14 protein-coding genes are annotated in these 17,888 nt (G+C 58.5%); 4 read left to right on the top strand and 10 right to left on the bottom strand.

Features of this window, described 5'->3' with window-relative positions; genetic code table 11:
• Window positions 1-116: 116 nt before the first annotated feature.
• From ACSBLW_RS04765 to ACSBLW_RS04775, 3 genes are all read right to left on the bottom strand, one after another.
• Window positions 117-2,321 carry a PAS-domain containing protein gene (locus ACSBLW_RS04765; protein ID WP_435259087.1) on the bottom strand — a complete coding sequence of 735 codons (2,205 nt, stop codon included), beginning with the start codon at window positions 2,319-2,321 and terminating at the stop codon, window positions 117-119.
• Window positions 2,318-3,538 carry an FIST N-terminal domain-containing protein gene (locus tag ACSBLW_RS04770; RefSeq protein WP_435259088.1) on the bottom strand — a complete coding sequence of 407 codons (1,221 nt, stop codon included), beginning with the start codon at window positions 3,536-3,538 and terminating at the stop codon, window positions 2,318-2,320. The genes ACSBLW_RS04765 and ACSBLW_RS04770 overlap by 4 nt, the downstream gene beginning before the upstream one ends.
• A gap of 107 nt (window positions 3,539-3,645) precedes the next feature.
• Window positions 3,646-4,338, bottom strand: a complete 693-nt coding sequence (locus tag ACSBLW_RS04775; protein WP_435259089.1) for a response regulator transcription factor — start codon at window positions 4,336-4,338, stop codon at window positions 3,646-3,648.
• A 172-nt stretch (window positions 4,339-4,510) separates the two neighbouring features.
• Between ACSBLW_RS04775 and ACSBLW_RS04780 the strand changes: the two genes are divergently transcribed.
• Both ACSBLW_RS04780 and ACSBLW_RS04785 read left to right on the top strand, forming a co-directional pair.
• On the top strand, window positions 4,511-4,978 hold the full coding sequence (locus tag ACSBLW_RS04780) for a transglycosylase SLT domain-containing protein (RefSeq protein ID WP_435259090.1): 468 nt from the start codon (window positions 4,511-4,513) through the stop codon (window positions 4,976-4,978).
• Window positions 4,975-6,039: a lysine-2,3-aminomutase-like protein gene (locus tag ACSBLW_RS04785; RefSeq protein WP_435259091.1), complete on the top strand. Its 1,065-nt coding sequence runs from the start codon at window positions 4,975-4,977 to the stop codon at window positions 6,037-6,039. The genes ACSBLW_RS04780 and ACSBLW_RS04785 overlap by 4 nt, the downstream gene beginning before the upstream one ends.
• A 162-nt stretch (window positions 6,040-6,201) precedes the next feature.
• Here the strand turns inward: ACSBLW_RS04785 and ACSBLW_RS04790 are convergent, their stop codons facing one another.
• Window positions 6,202-7,968 carry a PQQ-dependent methanol/ethanol family dehydrogenase gene (locus ACSBLW_RS04790; protein WP_435259092.1) on the bottom strand — a complete coding sequence of 589 codons (1,767 nt, stop codon included), beginning with the start codon at window positions 7,966-7,968 and terminating at the stop codon, window positions 6,202-6,204.
• A gap of 288 nt (window positions 7,969-8,256) precedes the next feature.
• Entirely contained in the window at window positions 8,257-8,649 is a 393-nt protein-coding gene (locus tag ACSBLW_RS04795; protein ID WP_435259093.1) for a c-type cytochrome, read from the bottom strand.
• Window positions 8,650-8,844: 195 nt separating this feature from the next.
• On the opposite strand from ACSBLW_RS04795, the gene ACSBLW_RS04800 reads away from it, so the two are divergent.
• Complete coding sequence (locus ACSBLW_RS04800; RefSeq protein ID WP_435259094.1) at window positions 8,845-9,813, top strand: ABC transporter substrate-binding protein; 969 nt, start codon at window positions 8,845-8,847, stop codon at window positions 9,811-9,813.
• 82 nt (window positions 9,814-9,895) lie between these two features.
• Entirely contained in the window at window positions 9,896-10,423 is a 528-nt protein-coding gene (locus ACSBLW_RS04805) for an ABC transporter ATP-binding protein (protein ID WP_435259095.1), read from the top strand.
• A gap of 54 nt (window positions 10,424-10,477) precedes the next feature.
• On the opposite strand, the gene ACSBLW_RS04810 is transcribed toward ACSBLW_RS04805, so the two are convergent.
• The 5 genes from ACSBLW_RS04810 to glgA all read right to left on the bottom strand — a co-directional run bounded on the left by ACSBLW_RS04810 (window position 10,478) and on the right by glgA (window position 17,872).
• On the bottom strand, window positions 10,478-11,005 hold the full coding sequence (locus tag ACSBLW_RS04810; RefSeq protein ID WP_435259096.1) for a tetratricopeptide repeat protein: 528 nt from the start codon (window positions 11,003-11,005) through the stop codon (window positions 10,478-10,480).
• Between the two features lie 68 nt (window positions 11,006-11,073).
• Window positions 11,074-12,603, bottom strand: coding sequence for a trimethylamine methyltransferase family protein (locus ACSBLW_RS04815; RefSeq protein ID WP_435259097.1), 1,530 nt, complete (start codon window positions 12,601-12,603; stop codon window positions 11,074-11,076).
• 96 nt (window positions 12,604-12,699) lie between these two features.
• Window positions 12,700-14,325, bottom strand: coding sequence for an alpha-D-glucose phosphate-specific phosphoglucomutase (locus ACSBLW_RS04820; protein WP_435259098.1), 1,626 nt, complete (start codon window positions 14,323-14,325; stop codon window positions 12,700-12,702).
• Window positions 14,322-16,418 carry a glycogen debranching protein GlgX gene (gene glgX / locus ACSBLW_RS04825; RefSeq protein ID WP_435260044.1) on the bottom strand — a complete coding sequence of 699 codons (2,097 nt, stop codon included), beginning with the start codon at window positions 16,416-16,418 and terminating at the stop codon, window positions 14,322-14,324. The genes ACSBLW_RS04820 and glgX overlap by 4 nt, the downstream gene beginning before the upstream one ends.
• 29 nt (window positions 16,419-16,447) lie before the next feature.
• A complete protein-coding gene (glgA, locus tag ACSBLW_RS04830; RefSeq protein ID WP_435259099.1) occupies window positions 16,448-17,872 on the bottom strand; it encodes a glycogen synthase GlgA in 1,425 nt (474 codons plus the stop codon).
• Window positions 17,873-17,888 lie beyond the last annotated feature (16 nt).

Consider the following 17,888-nt stretch of genomic DNA (forward strand, 5'->3'; position numbering starts at 1 on the left):
CCGAAGCCCATGGAATAATCAAAGTGCACACATCTCATCCGGGCATTTAATCACGCGACACCCGGAACAAGGTGTGAACGGAAACGATTTCCTCGGCTCAGACCGATGCCTAGAACTCACCCCAGCCCGGTTAGAAAAACCTCCAGAGCACGGGCGTCGATGGGCTTCATCAGCATTTCGATGGCGGCTTCTCTTGCCAGATTCCTAACCTCTGCACTTCGATTTGCCGTCACCAAGCGCGAAGGCACGTCCCCATGGCGCTGCCGAACGACCTGAATGAATTCAACACCGCTCATTCCGTCGCCCAGTTGGTGATCGACCAAAAAGAAATCAGGGAGGATACCAAGCTCGTCGATTAGCCCCAACGCTTCCTCGCCAGTTTCGGCGTCAAGAACGGAGATCCCCCATTTTTCCAAAAGCAGACACATGGCCCGCCGCAAATCTTCGTCATTCTCGACAAGGAAGCCGATCTTGTTTTCCAGCTGCATACGGGGTTCAGGTAAACGAACCGCAGCGCGTTGATTTTGTGGCTCAAGCCCAGTGGAAAGGGGAACCTTCAACATAAAGCAAGTTCCTTTTCCCAACCTTGAGGTCAGGCCGAGCGGGTGGCCAAGCAAGGCGCAGGCGCGTTCTACGATGGCCAGACCCAATCCCATTCCTTCGCTGGCCGAGGCCCTTGCGTTAAGTCTGTGGAACTCTTTGAAAATGTTATCCTGCTCTTCTTCAGGAATGCCCGGCCCGGTATCCCAAACCTCCAGCCGGACCATCCCTCCTCGCTGGCGCGCGCCGACCAACACCCGCCCTTTGGCGGTATAGCGGATGGCATTTCCAATCAGATTCTGAAGAATTCGGCGCAGATAGGCAGGGTCCGAGACAACGGTCAGATCGGCAGGCCGCACGACAAGACGCAGCCCTTTCGCCGCTGCAATTGCGCTGAACTCTTCGTTCAACTGGCGCAAAAGCGGACCCAATCTTACCTGCCCGACAGAGAGCGAAGCGCGACCGGATTCGAGTTTCGAAATGTCGAGCAAAGCGTCGAGTATGCCCTCTACCGATACCAAGGCATTTTGTGCCTTCTTAAGGGCCTCATGTGCTGCAGGATCAATTGCAGCGTCATCAATCGAAGAGATGAACAACTTCGCCGCAGAAAGCGGCTGAAGAAGATCATGGCTTGCTGCGGCAACAAAACGCGAGCGGCTGGCATTCGCCCGCTCCGCATTTCCAAGAGCGTCTTCCAGTTCAAGTGTCCGCTCCATCACGCGCGCTTCCAGCGTTTCGTTGGCGCGGCTAAGCGCCTCGATCGCTTCACGTTCAGCGGTGACGTCTGTGAAACTCATCACAAAACCACCGTCCGGCATCTCTTGCGCAAACACGGCAAGGATCACGCCATCATCAATCCTGCGAACCTCAAAACTGAGCGGCTGTCTGCCCTTTCCACCGTGGATCCAGTTTTCCAGCATGTGGTCGGTCATCCCGTCTTCGAATTTGATTTCCGACCGGAAGCGCTGCAGCAGGTAGTCGAACGACGCCCCCACTCGGAACCGAACGAGCGGAATCGCCAACAATTGCCCCAAACGCTCGTTCCAGCCCACAAGACGGACATTTGCATCGAAGATAGAGACGCCCTGATTGATATGGTCGAGCGTTGCACGGATGACGCGGGCCTGATCATCCAGCATTTTGCCGCGTTCGTGACGTTCAGATCGGATGATATCAGTGACGTCAGTTTGAAGAATCACTGTTCCGCCATCGGCCGTGCGATGCTCACTGACCTGAACCCAGCGGTCCCAGATCATGCGAACATTGAAAATCACATGGCGATCCTGATGACGGCGCTTTCTTCTTACAGCCCAGTCTTCGGCCCGTTCATTGTCGGGCAAAGAGAAATACCGTGATCGACTGACCCTGTCGACATACTGGTCAAACGTCAGGCCCGGTCGCAGATCGGCGCGAATGTCGTCCATGTGCATCCCAAAACGCGAGTTGCACAGAACCAAGACGTCAGAGGCATCAAAGAGGGCAAAGCCTTCTTGGATGGTCTCGATAGCATTGGACAGGTTCTGACGGGCCGCTTCAGCACTTCGGTTCGCATCAGCCAGACGGGAATTCGATTCATTCAGCAGATCAAGTGCATGTTCCAGATCACGGGTTCTTTCCCGAACCTGATCTTCCAGCATCGCTGCGCGCTGAAATTGGGCATAGGCGGCACCGCTGTCATCGGTCGCCTGCTCAACACGCCGCATCAACACTTCGGCGATGGTCATCAACTTTGCCATCTGGCGATCAGGCGGATCCGCGGGATTGATCAGGCTGTCGATCATTTTCCGTTGTCCGCAGGAGGATAGATGGCTACCCCGGTCATCGTTTGATTGACATGCATGGAGTTCCACTGCTCGCCATATGTCGAGAACCCGACCACGCGATGATCGCGCAAGACCTTTGAAAGCGATCCGTATTTCTGTTTTTCAAGCGCCTCCATCCGTCGAAGAATACAGTCGCAAGCAATAATCGCTGCGGGTTCGCCGCCTTCGGCGAGCTTTGTCAATTCACGGTCCAGATGTGTAACCATGTCTTGCGGCTCTGCCAATGTCAGAACCAGCCCTTCATCTATCGCCGAAAAGAAAATCAAATCGCCGTTCTGATCCACTCTTTGGATAGCCCGGACATGGTGTCTGCCACCAACCTGAACGACAACCGGATGCGCCGCAAAGGTAAAGGTGGTCAACTGGGCGGGATCTTTCCCCAACAGCCGCGCATATTCCAGCGCGGCAGGCTCGGCGTTTATTTGACGAACGATTCTGCGGCTGGGGTCCGCTTCGGTTACAACCATCTTCCGCTTTGTCGGCACAAGATGGTCAAGGTTAAAAACTCGAACGCGGGCAGATGTCCGGATCAAGGTCACGACCGCCGCATTGACCACGGCACGCCCCTGCCAGATCACGCGCGTTTCGCCAAAGCGAATGCCATCACCCGCCGATCCGCCAAACAACGGCAGCGGCCCCAAACCGGAAGACAGCGCCGACGTCAGTTCATCTTCTCGCGTCGACAGCCCATCTACCAAAAGAAAGGCAAACTCGCCTTCCCAATTCGGCCTTGACGCCGCCATAGAGGCCCGTTTGCGGATCAAATCCCCGATGAGATCAAGGCTAGATATTTGCGTCAGATCCGGAACGAAGACACATTCGGCCTCGAAATGCTCGGCAGGAAGGCCGACCGCTACGATTTCGCCTTCGGTATATCCCTCGCCCGAAATTTCGCCAGCGGTGGTGCAGCCGACGACGAGTTCGGCCGAAAAACAGGCCGAGATCGTGTGGCAGATTCGGTCCAGATCTGCCTCTGGCGACACAAAGAGAAAGACTTTTGCGAATGGACCGGGGCCCAGAAGGTCACACAGCTTTTGAATACTGTTTTCTTCTGCAACCGATACCGACGCCGTTGCCACGAACGGCAATGCTGACAGCCCACGCAGCGTCTCATCGCCCGCGCGGCTCGGTTCAAGCAAAGACAAGCTGGGGTCCTGCCCCCCTGCTTCGTCCATAAAAATCCTCCCTCAGGGCCATCAAGCTAAGCCCGTCTTCGCGCTCCCCTCAAGAAGAATCTTGCCCCACGGAAATTGGCGAAGAGTTGCGGAATGCCCCGCAAGCCCTACTCGTTTTCTGGCATCAGGCTATCGAAACTCGCGCCTCGTGCCATCAGAACCGCCTGAGTACGGCTTTGTACGCCCAACTTCCGCATGATCGCGGTGACATGCGCTTTGACAGTCGTCTCTGCAATTGAAAGATCATAAGCAATCTGTTTGTTTAGCATGCCCTCACAAATCAGTTGCAGGATCTTCGCTTGTTGCCGGGTCAGCAATGAAAGCCGCGCGATCGCGTCTTCCTTTTGTGTTGCCGGCGAGTTTGGATCCGCCGATGGCGTAAAGCCTTCGGGCACATAGGCTTTTCCGATCCGGATCGATTCAAACGCAGCACGGAAAACGTCGCGATGGCTGTGCTTGGGCACAAAACCCGCAGCTCCAGCCTTTAGCGCCGCACCGATCACGCGGTTATCGGCCAGCGACGATACGACAACGACGGGAACACGGCCCGCAACCGCCTTGAGGCGGATCAAACCATCCAGCCCATCGACATCCGGAAGATTCAGGTCCAACACCACCACATCTGGAGCAGGCTCGCGATCCAGACGAGAGATTGCCGCATCAAGCCGATCCGCTGTCTCGATCCGCGAGATCCCGGCCACCGCCTTCAGCGTCATCGAAAGCGCGTCGCAGAAAAGAGGATGATCATCGACGATCAGAGCCGAGTTCAGGGAATGGTCGAATATAGGATGCGAGGTCATGGATCACCTTTTCACGCCTGCCGTCTTCAAAGAGTAGCAAGTCAGGGGTCTGGGGCAAAGCAAGCCTTAAGTCCTATAGCAGACGCTTTGCGAGAATTCGCCCTCTCCTCCGAGCGGGGCTAGAGACGCATTCGAAGATAGGTTAGAGGAGCCGGGTTCATGGAGTAAAGCGATGTCTCTTTCTCGTCGTGCCGCCTTAGGGCTGTGTCTTGGTTTCGTGCTTTCGGCTTGCGGCAGCCCCAAGCCGCGCGAAAGCGTGGCCAAAGGCAAACTCCACCCCGGCGAAACGCCCGAAATGCGCGCATTGATCCGCAAATATGCGCGGATCCACGACATCCCGGAAAGCCTTCTACATCGCGTCATACAGCGCGAAAGCGACTATAACCCAATGGCCCGCAGCGGCCCGTATTACGGGCTGATGCAAATCCTGCCTGAAACGGCACGAACGATGGGTCATCGTGGCCCGGCATCCGAACTTCTGGACGCGGAAACAAACCTTTTCTACGCAGGCCGATACTTGCGCGGCGCATGGATCGTGTCTCGCGGGAATGAACCCCGGGCCGTTATGTGGTACGCTAAAGGCTACTATTACGAGGCCAAGCGTTTGGGGCTGCTTAAAGAGACTGGGCTGCGCAGTTGACCGATCTTTCCCCTGACCACCACGATGGCCGCGCGACCGTGTCCATCGCTGATCTGATCCGCGATGGCTTCGCCCTGCCCGCGGATGCGGAAGACCTTTCCCGTGTCGTCGACACGTTCCGGATGCGGATTACGCCTGCTATGCGAAAGGCCGCCCAGACCGCACCTGCCGTGGCCCGTCAGTTCGTGCCAAGCACAGAAGAACTGGTTGAGAGCCCCGAAGATATGATCGACCCGATTGGCGATGACCGTTTTTCTCCTGTTCCGGGATTGACTCACCGCTATCCTGATCGAGCCATCCTGCACATCACAAAGACCTGCGATGTCTACTGCCGCTTTTGCTTTCGTCGCGAAACGGTTGGCGACTCGGGCCATCTTTCCCCGGAAAAGCTGGACGCGGCGCTGAAATACGTCGAGGCGACTCCATCGCTATGGGAGATCATTCTCACCGGCGGGGATCCGTTGGTTCTGTCGCCCCGTCGTCTGGCTGATGTGATGGAAAGATTGGCCGAAATCCCCCATGTCGAGGTGGTTCGCCTCCACACCCGTGTCCCTGTGGTCGCCCCTCACCGGATCACCGAGGCTTTGATAAAGGCACTAGATACGCGGCTTACCCCTTGGATCGTGGTCCATACCAATCACGCCGATGAGTTGACCGCCGAGGCCGAAGCCGCACTTCAAAGACTATCGCGGGCTGGCATTGGGCTTTTGTCGCAATCGGTCTTGCTGAAGGGCGTGAACGACACCACCGAGGCGTTAGAGGCTCTGTTCCGTAAACTTTATCGGCTGCGCGTAAAGCCTTACTATCTTCACCATTGCGACATGGCCAAAGGAGCAAGCCATTTCCGGACAACCATTGCCGCAGGTCAGACCTTGATCGCGGCACTTAGAGGGCACCTCTCTGGCCCCTGCCTGCCGACCTATATTCTTGATATACCAGGCGGCTACGGAAAGTCTCCGATTGGTCCAAGCCATCTCTTTGAAGGCGCAAAAGGGGAATGGACCGTGGCCGATTGGCAAGGGGGTCTCCACAGCTATTCCGACCCTTCCAAAGGCGACTGAACGGCGGACCGTTCTTCTCACGCGTCGCCCTTAGTCTTGCAACGATTTCCCCAGCGAAGATGCGGCCCCTCAGGCGACAGGCAAAGGCTTCATACCCAGAAAGACTAAACGCGCCCCGGTTTCCCGGGTCGCGTCGCATTGCTCAGAATAGACCGGAGGGGGTCAGTTCTGGGCAAGTTGCTTTGGCAGACGGAAAGTCCATACAGTGCCGCCCTGGTTCAGGTAGTTGACCTTTTTGGCCACTTCCCCGCCCCACAGAGGAACAGCGCCGCCCCAGCCCGAGACGACCGTGACATACTGCTCACCATCCATTTCCCAGGTCACAGGCTGACCAACGATGCCCGATCCGGTCTGGAACGACCACAGGACTTCGCCGGTTTCATCGTCCAGCGCCTTGAACTCACCTTCAGGCGTACCGAAGAACACAAGGCCACCTGCGGTGGTCATCACACCGCCCCAAAGTGGTGCGTCGTTCTTGTATTCCCACTTCCACTCACCGGTTGCCGGATCAATGGCCTTGAGGCTGCCGATGTGATCTTCGTAATTCGGCTTGATCGTAAAGCCGGAACCCAGATAGGCCGCGCCCTTCTTGTAGGTGATCGGCTCGTTCCAGATATCCATGCCCCATTCGTTTGAAGGCACATAGAACAGACCGGTTTTCTGGCTATGCGCCATCGGCATCCAGTTCTTGCCTCCAAGGAACGACGGCGACGAGAACACGACCTCACCCTTGGCACCATCTGCGGCCTTGGCCGGATCGCCGGGGCGGTTTTCTTCGACATAGATGGGGCGGCCGTTTTCGTCGATTCCGCTGGCCCAAGTGATATCCTTGACGAAGGGCCAGGCGTTCAGGAACTTACCGTCTTCCCGGTTCAGAACGTAAAAGAAACCGTTACGGTCAGCGGTCGCGAACTTCTTGTTGCCGTCCTTGTCGGTGAAGGCGACGACCTCGTTCACGCCGTCATAGTCCCAACCTTCGCGCGGGGTGGACTGGAAGTGCCACTTGATCTCACCGGTCGCAGGGTCGATGCCAAGGCGGCTTGCTGCATAGAGGTTGTCGCCGACATTGCCTTCGGTCGGTGCACCAGCGTTACGCAGGTGGCTGTTCCATGGCGCGGGGTTCCCCGTCCCGAAAACAAGGGTGTTGGTCTCGATATCGTAAGAGCCGCCCAACCACGTTGCACCGCCGCCGGTCTTCCACAAATCGCCCGGCCAAGTCGCGTTCAGCGTCCCTGTCATGGTCGATTCTTGGCCGTTCAAGGTACCCATATGGCCCTCGATCACGGGGCGCTCCCAGACCAGATCGCCGGTATTGGCGTCGCGGGCCTGCACAGCGCCGACGATGCCAAATTCACCACCAGAGTTACCGGTTATCACCAGGCCGTTCACGATCAGCGGCGCTGCGGTGTAGGAATAACCTTCCTTGTATTCGGCGATCTTCTTGTTCCAGACCACATCGCCGGTCTTGGCATTCAGCGCCACGATACGGGCGTCAAGGGTGCCGAAATAGATGTTGTCGCCATAAAGCGCAGCGCCACGGTTGATCACGTCACAGCAAGGCAGAATGCCTTCTGGCAGACGCGCATCGTACTGCCATAGTTCCTTTCCGGTCTTCACATCAATTGCGTAAAGTCGCGAATAGGAACCGGTAATGTACATGACGCCGTCATAAACCAGCGGCTGCGTTTCCTGACCGCGCTGCTTTTCACCACCAAGCGAGAAAGCCCATGCCGGCACCAAGTTCTTGACGTTTTCCTTGTTCAGCGTTTCCAGCGGGCTGTAGCGCTGAAGATTGCGGCCCATGCCGTTGGTCACGACATCGCCGACGCTGGTCGCATCATTGGCAAGGTCTTCTTCGGTCACACCTGCCCAAGCAACCGGAGCTCCGGCTAGCAAGGCAGCGGTGACGGCGATGACAAAACGATTCATCCCGGTCTCCTCCCTGGGTTCCTGACGACTCGGTCCGCCACTTGCCCCCTCCTGCAAAGAAAGCGCCGGTCTGAGCACATCATCCAGATCACAGGACCGCGAGGGTATTGCACATTGGTCGTACGACCTTTGTTCCCCTTGAGTTCACCTTCTCTCGCGCATGCCGAGTCCAAAAACCTTCTGGCAAGCCTATCTTCAAATGAACAAATCTAAGGCAGGAGCCTAAGTTAGCGGGTCTTTAGGCGGATTGAATGGCGATGCCCTCCCATTGCCATTCGATCACCGGGTTCAGGACTTGATAGACTGAAGGTAGGCAAGGATGAAGTCTTGCACCACAGGGTCGGTGATTCCGACATGGCGCATTTTTGTGCCGGGAACAAATCCCTGATTGTCCTCGATCCATGCCTTCAATGCAGGCGCAGTCCAGACGAATGACGCATTCTTCAGGGCCTCTGAATAGGGATAATCCGCGACCGATCCTGCCTTCCTGCCCACGACACCTTCCAACAATGGACCATAGGAATTTCGATCCGCTTCAACCGAATGGCAACGGCGGCATTCTGCGTTGAACAGATCCTCACCCGCCTTCACCTTGATATCATTAAATATTTCAGGCTCGTCCGCAAATGCGGGGGCGGCAATGGCCAGCATCATCATGACCGCCGGAACTTTCAGTTGCATAGGAAACCTCCTGGGTTCGAACTGCACGTTTCCGTTCTTGGTGATGCGCTTCATTGCGCTGGATGCCTTTGACGCAGGTCAAGAAATCAGCCTCTTATGGTCGTAGATCCGACGACAAAAAGGTCGTAGTTCGAAGGTCGCATTTCGTAACGTTGAGGCGGTGGTACTCTGACAGGGACCACGGGAGGTAAAGTCATGAAACTCACAAGACACTTGCTGGGAGCCGCAGCCGCTATTGCACTGGCCGGAGCCGCTTTCGCAGAAGAAGCAACCCTACGTATCGCAACTCAGGTGTCGGGCACCGTCAATTGGGAATTGACCACAATTTCCTCGCAAGGCTTTGATAAGGCGAACGGATTCACGATGGCCGTGCAGGATGTTGCGGCTGGCCCGGCCGCACAGATCGCCTTTCAAGGGGGAGAGGCGGACATCATCGTTTCAGATTGGCTTTGGGTTGCGCGCATGCGCTCCGAAGGAAATGACTATGTGTTCATCCCGTACTCCAAGGCCGTTGGCGCCTTGATGGTCAAGGGGGATAGCCCGGCGCAAAGCCTTGCCGACATGAAAGGCAAGAAGATTGGTATCGCGGGTGGGCCGGTTGACAAAAGCTGGCTGATCCTTCGCGCCTATGCACAGACGCAAGGCATTGATCTGCAATCGGAAACCGAGCAGGTCTTTGGTGCACCGCCGTTGATTTTCGAAACCGCCATGAACGGCGAAACAGATGGTGCGATCAATTTCTGGCATTTCAATGCCAAAGCTCAGGCAGCAGGATTCCGTCCGCTTATGACCGTCTCCGAGGCCGCCTTGGCCCTTGGTCTTTCCGATCAGACGCCGCTGCTAGGCTATGTGGTCAAGGGGGAGTTCCTGCGCCAAAACCCTGAAATCGTTCATGGATTTGCCGCGGCAAGTCGGGCAGCCAAGGATCTTTTGGCAAGTGACGAGGCGGCATGGGATGCACTTCGTCCGATCATGAATGCAAAGTCGGATGCCCAGTTCGCCGAGTTGAAAGCGGGTTTCCGTGCGGGCATTCCGGCGCCCGGACCAGTTGATGAAGCTTCTGCGGCCAAGATGTTGGAAATAATGGCAAATCTTGGTGGTGAAGAGCTGATGGGGAAGACTACGACCCTGCCTGAAGGCGTCTTCGTCCATCCGGGAAGCTAACCCAGATATGCCGGGCACGGCTCTCTCCCTGAGGCTTCTCTCGGCACAGCATGGACAGGTTCCCGTCTTGGGAAACCTGTCCATGAGCATTTCTAAAGGGGAGACTGTGGCCCTGACCGGGCCGTCAGGAGTTGGGAAAACCACGCTTTTGCGGGTGATCGCGGGGTTGCATCAGGATTGGAAAGGTCAGATGGAACGGCCCGGAACATTGGCGATGGTGTTTCAAAATCCTACCCTTCTTCCGTGGCGATCTGCGCTGGAAAACATTACAATTGCAACGCGTTGCGAGAAAATCTTCGCGCAGAATCTAATGGCCGAAGTTGGCCTTTCCGGTATGGAGTCCCGGTTTCCGGAACAGCTTTCTCTGGGTCAGCAACGCAGGCTTTCGCTGGCCCGCGCCTTGGCTGCGGAACCAGATCTCTTGCTGATGGACGAGCCTTTTGTAAGCCTTGATCCGGCGACTGCAGACGAGATGATGGACCTGTTCGAGCGCAGCCTGAAGCGCCGCGAAATGGCGGTTTTGATGGTGACCCATGCCGAAGCGGAGGCCGAACGCATGGCTGACCGCATACTGCGGCTTGGGGGAAACCCCGCCCGTTTTGCCGATTAAACCGCTGTCACCCTGCGTACACCCCCTGTACACCCCCCGTACAGACAAGCGGCATCAGAACATGGGCGCATATTTCCAGTTATCAGCATCGGGCGTGACCTCATCCAGATCATACCCTGCTGCCTGAAGTCGCTTTGCCGTTGGCAGACCAAGACGGGCCGCCTGATCGACCAGCGCCCGTCCGCCATCCACATCTTGCACAACGCCACGGCCCCGCATCATGTCGAGACCAAGATTGAACATGCCGACGGGATCCCCCGCTTCGGCGGCGCGACGATCCCATGCGGCGGCGCTGTCAGGGTCTTCGGCCGCACCAAGGCCGTTGTCATCCAGTTGCGACATCCAGGTCATGGCGCCTGTGTAACCAGCGGCGGCACAAGCCTCGAACAATTGCCGCGCTTCGACATGGCGGCCCGCCTTTGTGATGAAATAGCCAGAGGCGCATGAGGTCATCGACACCTGCCCCCGCGCGGCGTTTTCCAAGAGCCGGTTGATTGTCATTTCTTCGGGGTTCAGCGCGCCATATTCGCTTTCGGCAAGAACCGGTGTAGCGGCAAGGATCAAGGCAATAGTGACGCGCATAAGAAAACTCCCTTTGCGCGGAGCTTAGCGCAAAGGGAGCATCCGATCATCCCTGCAATGGTCGTAGATCAGTACCAGGCGTCGGCCATGCCTTCTTTGCGTTTGGCAATAAAATCGTTCAGGCCGTCGCGGATGCCTTCGTCGAGGGCCGGAGCCTGATATTCCGCCAACTTGCGCTTCCATGCCTTGTTTGCGCGGGTGGCGGCATCGACGCTGCCGGCCGCTTCCCATTTCTCGAAGGGGTCATTGTCGGAAAGCTCGCTGTCCCAGAAGGCGGTTTCATAATGCGCCATGGTGTGCGAGCAGCCGAAGAAGTGGTTGCCCGGCCCGACCTCTGCAAAGGCATCGACGGCAAGCGCGTCGTCATCAACTTTAACGCCATCCAAATAGGCATGCAGCGCGCCGCACAGATCGGCGTCCAGCATGAACTTTTCATAGGACATCGACAAAAGGCCATCGAGGAAGCCTGCCGAGTGCAGGATGAAGTTCGCGCCACAATGGATGGCCGACAGCATCGACATAGTGCCTTCCATCATCGCCTGCGCATCGGGCAGTTTCGAGGTGGTGAAGTTGCCCGCGCAGCGCAGCGGTAGGTTCAGACGGCGGGCAAGCTGACCGATAACCATCGACCCGATGGCAGGTTCAGGCGTGCCAAAGGTGGGCGAGCCTGAGCGCATGGCCATCGACGACAGGAAGTTGCCAAAAATCACCGGTGCGCCGGGGCGTTCAAGTTGCGTCAGGGCGCAGCCTGCCATCGTCTCGGCCAAGGATTGCGCGATGGCCCCCGCACTGGTGACCGGCCCCATCGCCCCGCCAAGGATGAAGGGCACGATAACCGCGGCTTGGTTTGACCTTGCATAAGCGCGCAGCGATTTGGTCATGGTGCCGTCCCAGACGAGGGGTGAGTTCACGTTGACGTTGCCGAGGATGACGCAGTTCTGTTCAACGAAGTCCGACCCAAAGAGGATGCGGCACATGTCGATGCTGTCCTCTGACCGTTCCTCGGCGGTGACGGAGCCCATGAAGGGGCGATCCGAAAGTTCGATATGCGACATCACCATATCAAGGTGACGCTTGTTCACCGGCACATCGGTCGGCTCGCAGATCGTGCCGCCCGAGTGGTGGAAGTTGGGGCTGGACTGCGCGAGCTTGATGAAATTGCGGAAGTCTTCGATGGTGCCAAAGCGGCGTCCCTTATCCAGATCCATGACAAAGGGGCTGCCATAGGCGGGCGAGAATACGACGTTCTTGCCGCCGATCTGGATCGAGTTCGCCGGATTGCGGGCATGTTGGGTGAATTGGGCAGGGGCCGTTTTCAGGACTTCCCGCAGCATTCCCGGAGGAAATTTGACCAAAAGCCCATCCACTTCGGCCCCGGCTTTGCGCCACAGATCAAGCGCCGTGTCATCGTCGCGGAATTCGATGCCGGTTTCGGCAAGGATGCGGTCTGCCGCCGCCTCGATCTTTTGCAGGCTTTCTTCGCCCATGATGTCATAGGGCGGGATGTTTCGGGTGATGTAGGGGCGGCCCATGCCGCCGCCCTTATGGGCGCGTTCTGCCTGCCGCGCCTGCCGTCCTGATCTGCGATGTTCGTTCATGTTCATGCCTCCGCCGTTGCCCCTAAGACAGCGCCCGAGGCGGGGGAAAGTCCGCATCGGGCGCGACGGTTGAATGTCTGAAAACGCCGTTTCAGATCAGGTCACGACATCCGGAGTGGTGCGGCCGGTGAATTCGGTCAGACGCGAAAGCGCATGCGCTGCGCGGATCACAGGGGCAAGCGCCTCTTGCGGGTCGTGATCAAGGCCATCTGGGCCAGCGGCATAGCGTTCAAGATAGACCCGCAGGGTGGCGCCTTCGGTGCCGGTGCCAGAGAGGCGCATGACGATGCGGCTGCCATCGGTGAACATAATGCGGATGCCCTGCCTGGCGCTGGTGCTGCCGTCAACGGGATCGGTATAGGCGAAATCGTCAGCGGCCTGAACGGTCAGCCCTTCGATTTCTGTTCCCGGCAGGTCCGGAAGGGTCGCGCGCAGGGCGGCCACCATGGCATCGGCGCGGTCTGTGGCGATGGCTTCGAAATCGTGGCGGCTGTAGTAGTTGCGGCCATAGATGCGCCAATGTTCTTCCAAGATCTCTCGGACCGATTGTTTGCGGACGGCAAGGATATTGAGCCAGAGGAGGATGGCCCAAAGCCCATCCTTTTCGCGGACGTGATCCGAACCGGTGCCAAAGGATTCCTCACCGCAAAGCGTGGCCTTGCTTGCATCCAGCAGATTGCCGAAGAACTTCCAGCCGGTCGGCGTTTCATATTTGCCTATGCCCAGCCTATCGGCCACCCGATCAGCGGCGGCGGAGGTGGGCATGGAGCGGGCCACCCCGGCCAAGCCCTTGGCGTAGCCCGGCGCCAGATGTGCATTGGCGGCCAGAACGGCAAGGCTGTCAGAGGGTGAGACATAGATGCCGCGACCGACGACCATGTTACGGTCGCCATCGCCGTCCGAGGCCGCGCCGAAATCGGGGGCGTTTTCACCCATCATCTCGGCCATCAGCTCATGCGCCCAAGTGGGGTTCGGATCGGGATGCATGCCGCCGAAATCGGGCAAAGGCGTGCCGTGGGTGACGGTGCCCTTTGCGGCGCCAAGGCGGTTTTCAAGAATTTCCGTGGCATAGGGGCCGGTTACGGCACACATGCTGTCCATCCGCATCCGAAAGCCGCCTGCGAACATGGCGCGAAGTGCGGGGAAATCGAACAGGCTTTCCATCAGCGTCGCGTAATCGGCGACCGGGTCGACCACATCCACGACCATCTCGCCCAGCGCCTTGCGGCCGACTGTGTGAATATCGACGTCCTGGCTTTCGACGATCTTGTATTCTGTGATCTCGGTCGTGCGTTTGAACATCGCCTCGGTCACGGATTCAGGTGCGGGTCCGCCGTTGGGCATGTTGAATTTGACGCCGAAATCCTCGGTCGGGCCACCGGGGTTGTGGCTGGCGGACATGATGATGCCGCCGTCGGTATTGTTCAGGCGGATCAGGTGGCTGGCGGCGGGAGTGGAGAGGATGGCCCCCTGCCCGATGATCACCCGTGCCGCGCCATTGGCGGCAGCCATCCGCAAGATGACCTGCGCGGCGCGGTCGTTGAAATAGCGCCCGTCGCCACCGAGGACAAAGGTTTTGCCCTTGGCACCGACCACGTCAAAGATCGCTTGGACGAAGTTTTCCAGATAATGCGGCCCCATGAACACCGGGGTCTTTTTGCGAAGCCCACTGGTTCCGGGCTTTTGTCCGGCAATTGGCTGAGTGCTTACGGTGGTGATCATGACTTCCCTCCCATGGGATCGTCCCCCGACGGGGCCGAACGAAACATCAAGACAGACTGTGCGGGCAGATGGTCAGGCGCTGCTGACGGACCGGAAAGTGTGGGGCGCGTTGTGTCCAGCACCAAGTCCCACTGCGCCGTTGACGGCAGGACCAAAGGCATCTCGGCCCCTGTGTTGAAATAAAGCAGGACGGCGACCGGATTGTTGTCCCCGCCTTCTGCCGCCATACGTAATTCAACCCCCAAGGCCCGGAAGGCGGGATCGTGCCAGTCGTGGCCCTGCGGTTCTTTGCCGTTGGCGTGACGCCAGATCACATCGCGCAAGCCATCCGAGGGGCGTTTGCGGGCGTGAAGAAAGCGGCGTTGGCGAAGTTGCGGATGGTGCCGACGCAGGGCTGCAAGCTGGGCCACGAAATCGGTCAGGTCCTCGTCCGTCTTTGTCCAATTCAGCCAAGTCGTTTCGTTGTCTTGGGCATAGGCGTTGTTGTTGCCGCCTTGGCTATGGCCCAGTTCATCCCCTGCAAGCAGCATGGGAACACCCTGTGATAGCATGAGCGTGGCCAGAAGGTTGCGTTTGCGAAGGGCGCGGGCCGCGAGAATTGCCTTGTCGTCGGTCGGGCCTTCGACACCCATATTGTCGGCATGGTTTTCCGAATGGCCATCGCGGTTTTCTTCGCCATTGGCCCAGTTGCGCTTGACCGTATAGCTGACAAGATCTTCCAGCGTGAAGCCATCATGCGCGGTGATGAAATTGATGGAGGATGTGGCCGAGCGGCCGGAATGGTCAAAGCGTTCGGCGCTGCCCAAAAGCCGTTTGGCAAGGTCAGAGGTCTGGCCGGGATCGCGCTTCCAGAACCGACGGACAGTATCGCGGAACTGGTCATTCCATTCGTGGAACGGATGCGGGTATTGGCCAAGTTGATAGCCACCGGGGCCGATGTCCCACGGTTCGGCAATTAGTTTGACATGCGACAACACCGGGTCTTGGCGGATCGCATCGAAAAAGCCGCCCTGCGGGTCAAAACCATGCAGCTCTCGACCCAGAACAGTTGCCAGATCGAAACGGAAGCCATCGACATGGCCCACCTCGACCCAATATCGCAGACTGTCCATCACCATCCGCAGAACCATGGGGTGGGTCAGGTTCAGGGTGTTTCCGGTGCCGGTGTCATTGACGTAATGGCGCCCGCCGTCAGACAGGCGGTAATAGCTGGCGTTGTCCAGCCCCCTGAAGGACAGGGTCGGGCCCCATTGGTCGCCCTCGCCCGTGTGGTTATAGACGACGTCAAGGATAACCTCGATGCCGGCGGAATGAAGCCGGCGCACCATGGTCTGAAACTCCCACAGGGCGCCTTTCGACATATAGCGCGCCTCGGGGGCAAAGAAGGTGAGCGTATTGTAGCCCCAATGGTTCTTGAGGCCCTTGGCGATCAGGAAACGGTCATCGATGAAGCCTTGGACCGGCAAGAGTTCGATCGAGGTCACACCAAGCTTTTGCAGATGTTCGATCACCGGATCGGAGGCGATGCCGAGATAGGTGCCCCGCACCCCTTTTTCGATGCCGGGGTGAAGTTCGGTCAGGGCCTTCACATGGGCCTCGTACAAGACGGTTTCGCTGCGCGCTATGCGTGGGGCGCGATCATCCCCCCAAGCGAAGGACGGGTCGATGACCACCGACTTTGGCACGGCAAAGGCGCTGTCGCGGGTGTCATAGGACAGATCCCCACGCGGAGAGCCGATCTTGTAACCCATCAGCGCATCGGACCAGCGCAGGCGGCCTTCCTGCGCACGGGCATAGGGGTCCATCAACAGCTTGTGCGGATTGAAGCGGTGGCCCTGTTCCGGCGCGTAGGGGCCGTGGGCGCGAAAGCCGTAGACGGTGCCAAAGGTCAGGCCACCAACATGCATGTGCCAGATGTCGCCATCCCGTTCGCGAAACGGGATGCGAGCCATTTCTTTGCGGCCATCAGGGGTGAAGAGGCACAGTTCAATCTGTTCGGCATGGGCGGAAAAGACGGCGAAGTTGACGCCATCCCCGTCAAAGCTGGCTCCCATGGGCCAAGGTCTGCCGGGGCCGATGCTGTGGCCCGCCAACCGCCTTGGTGGAAGTGCGCGATCCGATGTCACCGGACAATGCCAGCGTAAAGAGCCGCATAGGCCGAAGCTGAGGCCTGCCAATCGACCGGATGGGCCATCGCGTTCTTTTGCAGCCGGACCCAGGTCTTTTGGTCGGCGTAAAGCGAGACCAGCTTGGCCAAGGCCTGACGCAAGGAAATGGCGTCGGTCGGGTGAAAGACTATGCCTGTTGCGCTGCCTGCGGCCAAGGTCGCGGGGCTGACGCCAATCACAGTATCGGCCAACCCGCCAGTGGCTGCGACGACGGGAAGCGTGCCATAGCGCAGCCCGTACATCTGCGTCAGGCCACAGGGTTCAAAGCGGGACGGAACCAGAACGGCGTCGGCGCCGGCGAACATGCGGTGGCTTAACGCCTCGTCATAGCCGATCCGCAGGCCAACACGGCCCGGATGGAAGGCGGCAAGGCCGCGCATGGCGGATTCTAGCGCCGGATCGCCGGAACCAAGGATGGCAACGCCCCCCCCTGCTGCCACGAAGGCCGGGATGGCTTCGGGCAGAAGATCGATGCCTTTTTGGTCTGTCAGGCGGCTGACGACGATGGCGAGCGGCCCCGGAACATCAAGGCCGAACTCGTCACACAGCGCCTTGCGCGCCTTTGCCTTGCCGGACAAGGATTTGGCTGAAAACGGGTGGTCCTCGGCCTCGGGGTTCCAGACCGTGGTATCGACACCATTGAGGATGCCGGAAACATCGCCTGCGCGGGCAGCAATCACGCCTTGCAGGCCCATTCCAAATTCGGGGCGCATCAGTTCTTCGGCATAGGTGGGCGAAACGGTTGTGATCTTGTCGGCGGTGACCAAACCGGCCTTCAGGCTGGAAAGGTTGCCGTAATATTCCAGCCCGTCCGGGTGGAATTGGTCGGCGGGCAGACGCAGGTCTGACATCAGGCGCACATCGGCCCAGCCTTGGAAGGCAATATTGTGGATGGTGAGCACCGAGCCCACGTCGCTGGCATTCCCATAGCGCAGATAGGCCGGAGCAAAGCCTGCCTGCCAATCATGCGCATGCAGGATATCCGGCTTCCATCCGTCTATGCCGTCGCGTGCGATCTGTGCGGCCACCCAAGACAGCGCGGCAAAGCGTTGCGGATTGTCCCACCAATCGCCATTCGGCCCGGAATAGGGGCCGCCGTCGCGGTCAAAAAGATGCGGGGCATCCAGCAAAAGAAGATCAATGCCGTCGATGCGCCCGAAATAGACCCGGCTTTCGCCCCCGAAAAGAGAGCTGTCGGATCTGACAGGCGTCATCTGGTCAAGCAGGGGAAGAAGTTTCCGATAGGCGGGCAGCAGCACTCGCATATCCCAGCCCGTGGGGGCCAATGCCGCCGGAAGTGCGCCTACGACATCGGCCAGCCCCCCGGTCTTTATGAAGGGCACACATTCTGATGCGACAGACAGGACACGACCGGCCATGGCCTTCCTCTTTCTT

This window comes from Thioclava sp. FR2 (assembly GCF_051200875.1).
Classification (GTDB): Bacteria; Pseudomonadota; Alphaproteobacteria; order Rhodobacterales; family Rhodobacteraceae; genus Pseudotabrizicola.

What these genes read in the sequence shown, in the direction of transcription:
- ACSBLW_RS04765 (WP_435259087.1), bottom strand. Translation starts at nt 2,321, where the DNA reads ATGATCGACAGCCTGATCAATCCCGCGGATCCGCCTGATCGCCAGATG.
- ACSBLW_RS04770 (WP_435259088.1), bottom strand. Translation starts at nt 3,538, where the DNA reads ATGGACGAAGCAGGGGGGCAGGACCCCAGCTTGTCTTTGCTTGAACCG.
- ACSBLW_RS04775 (WP_435259089.1), bottom strand. Translation starts at nt 4,338, where the DNA reads ATGACCTCGCATCCTATATTCGACCATTCCCTGAACTCGGCTCTGATC.
- ACSBLW_RS04780 (WP_435259090.1), top strand. Translation starts at nt 4,511, where the DNA reads ATGTCTCTTTCTCGTCGTGCCGCCTTAGGGCTGTGTCTTGGTTTCGTG.
- ACSBLW_RS04790 (WP_435259092.1), bottom strand. Translation starts at nt 7,968, where the DNA reads ATGAATCGTTTTGTCATCGCCGTCACCGCTGCCTTGCTAGCCGGAGCT.
- ACSBLW_RS04795 (WP_435259093.1), bottom strand. Translation starts at nt 8,649, where the DNA reads ATGCAACTGAAAGTTCCGGCGGTCATGATGATGCTGGCCATTGCCGCC.
- ACSBLW_RS04800 (WP_435259094.1), top strand. Translation starts at nt 8,845, where the DNA reads ATGAAACTCACAAGACACTTGCTGGGAGCCGCAGCCGCTATTGCACTG.
- ACSBLW_RS04805 (WP_435259095.1), top strand. Translation starts at nt 9,896, where the DNA reads ATGAGCATTTCTAAAGGGGAGACTGTGGCCCTGACCGGGCCGTCAGGA.
- ACSBLW_RS04810 (WP_435259096.1), bottom strand. Translation starts at nt 11,005, where the DNA reads ATGCGCGTCACTATTGCCTTGATCCTTGCCGCTACACCGGTTCTTGCC.
- ACSBLW_RS04815 (WP_435259097.1), bottom strand. Translation starts at nt 12,603, where the DNA reads ATGAACGAACATCGCAGATCAGGACGGCAGGCGCGGCAGGCAGAACGC.
- ACSBLW_RS04820 (WP_435259098.1), bottom strand. Translation starts at nt 14,325, where the DNA reads ATGATCACCACCGTAAGCACTCAGCCAATTGCCGGACAAAAGCCCGGA.
- glgA (WP_435259099.1), bottom strand. Translation starts at nt 17,872, where the DNA reads ATGGCCGGTCGTGTCCTGTCTGTCGCATCAGAATGTGTGCCCTTCATA.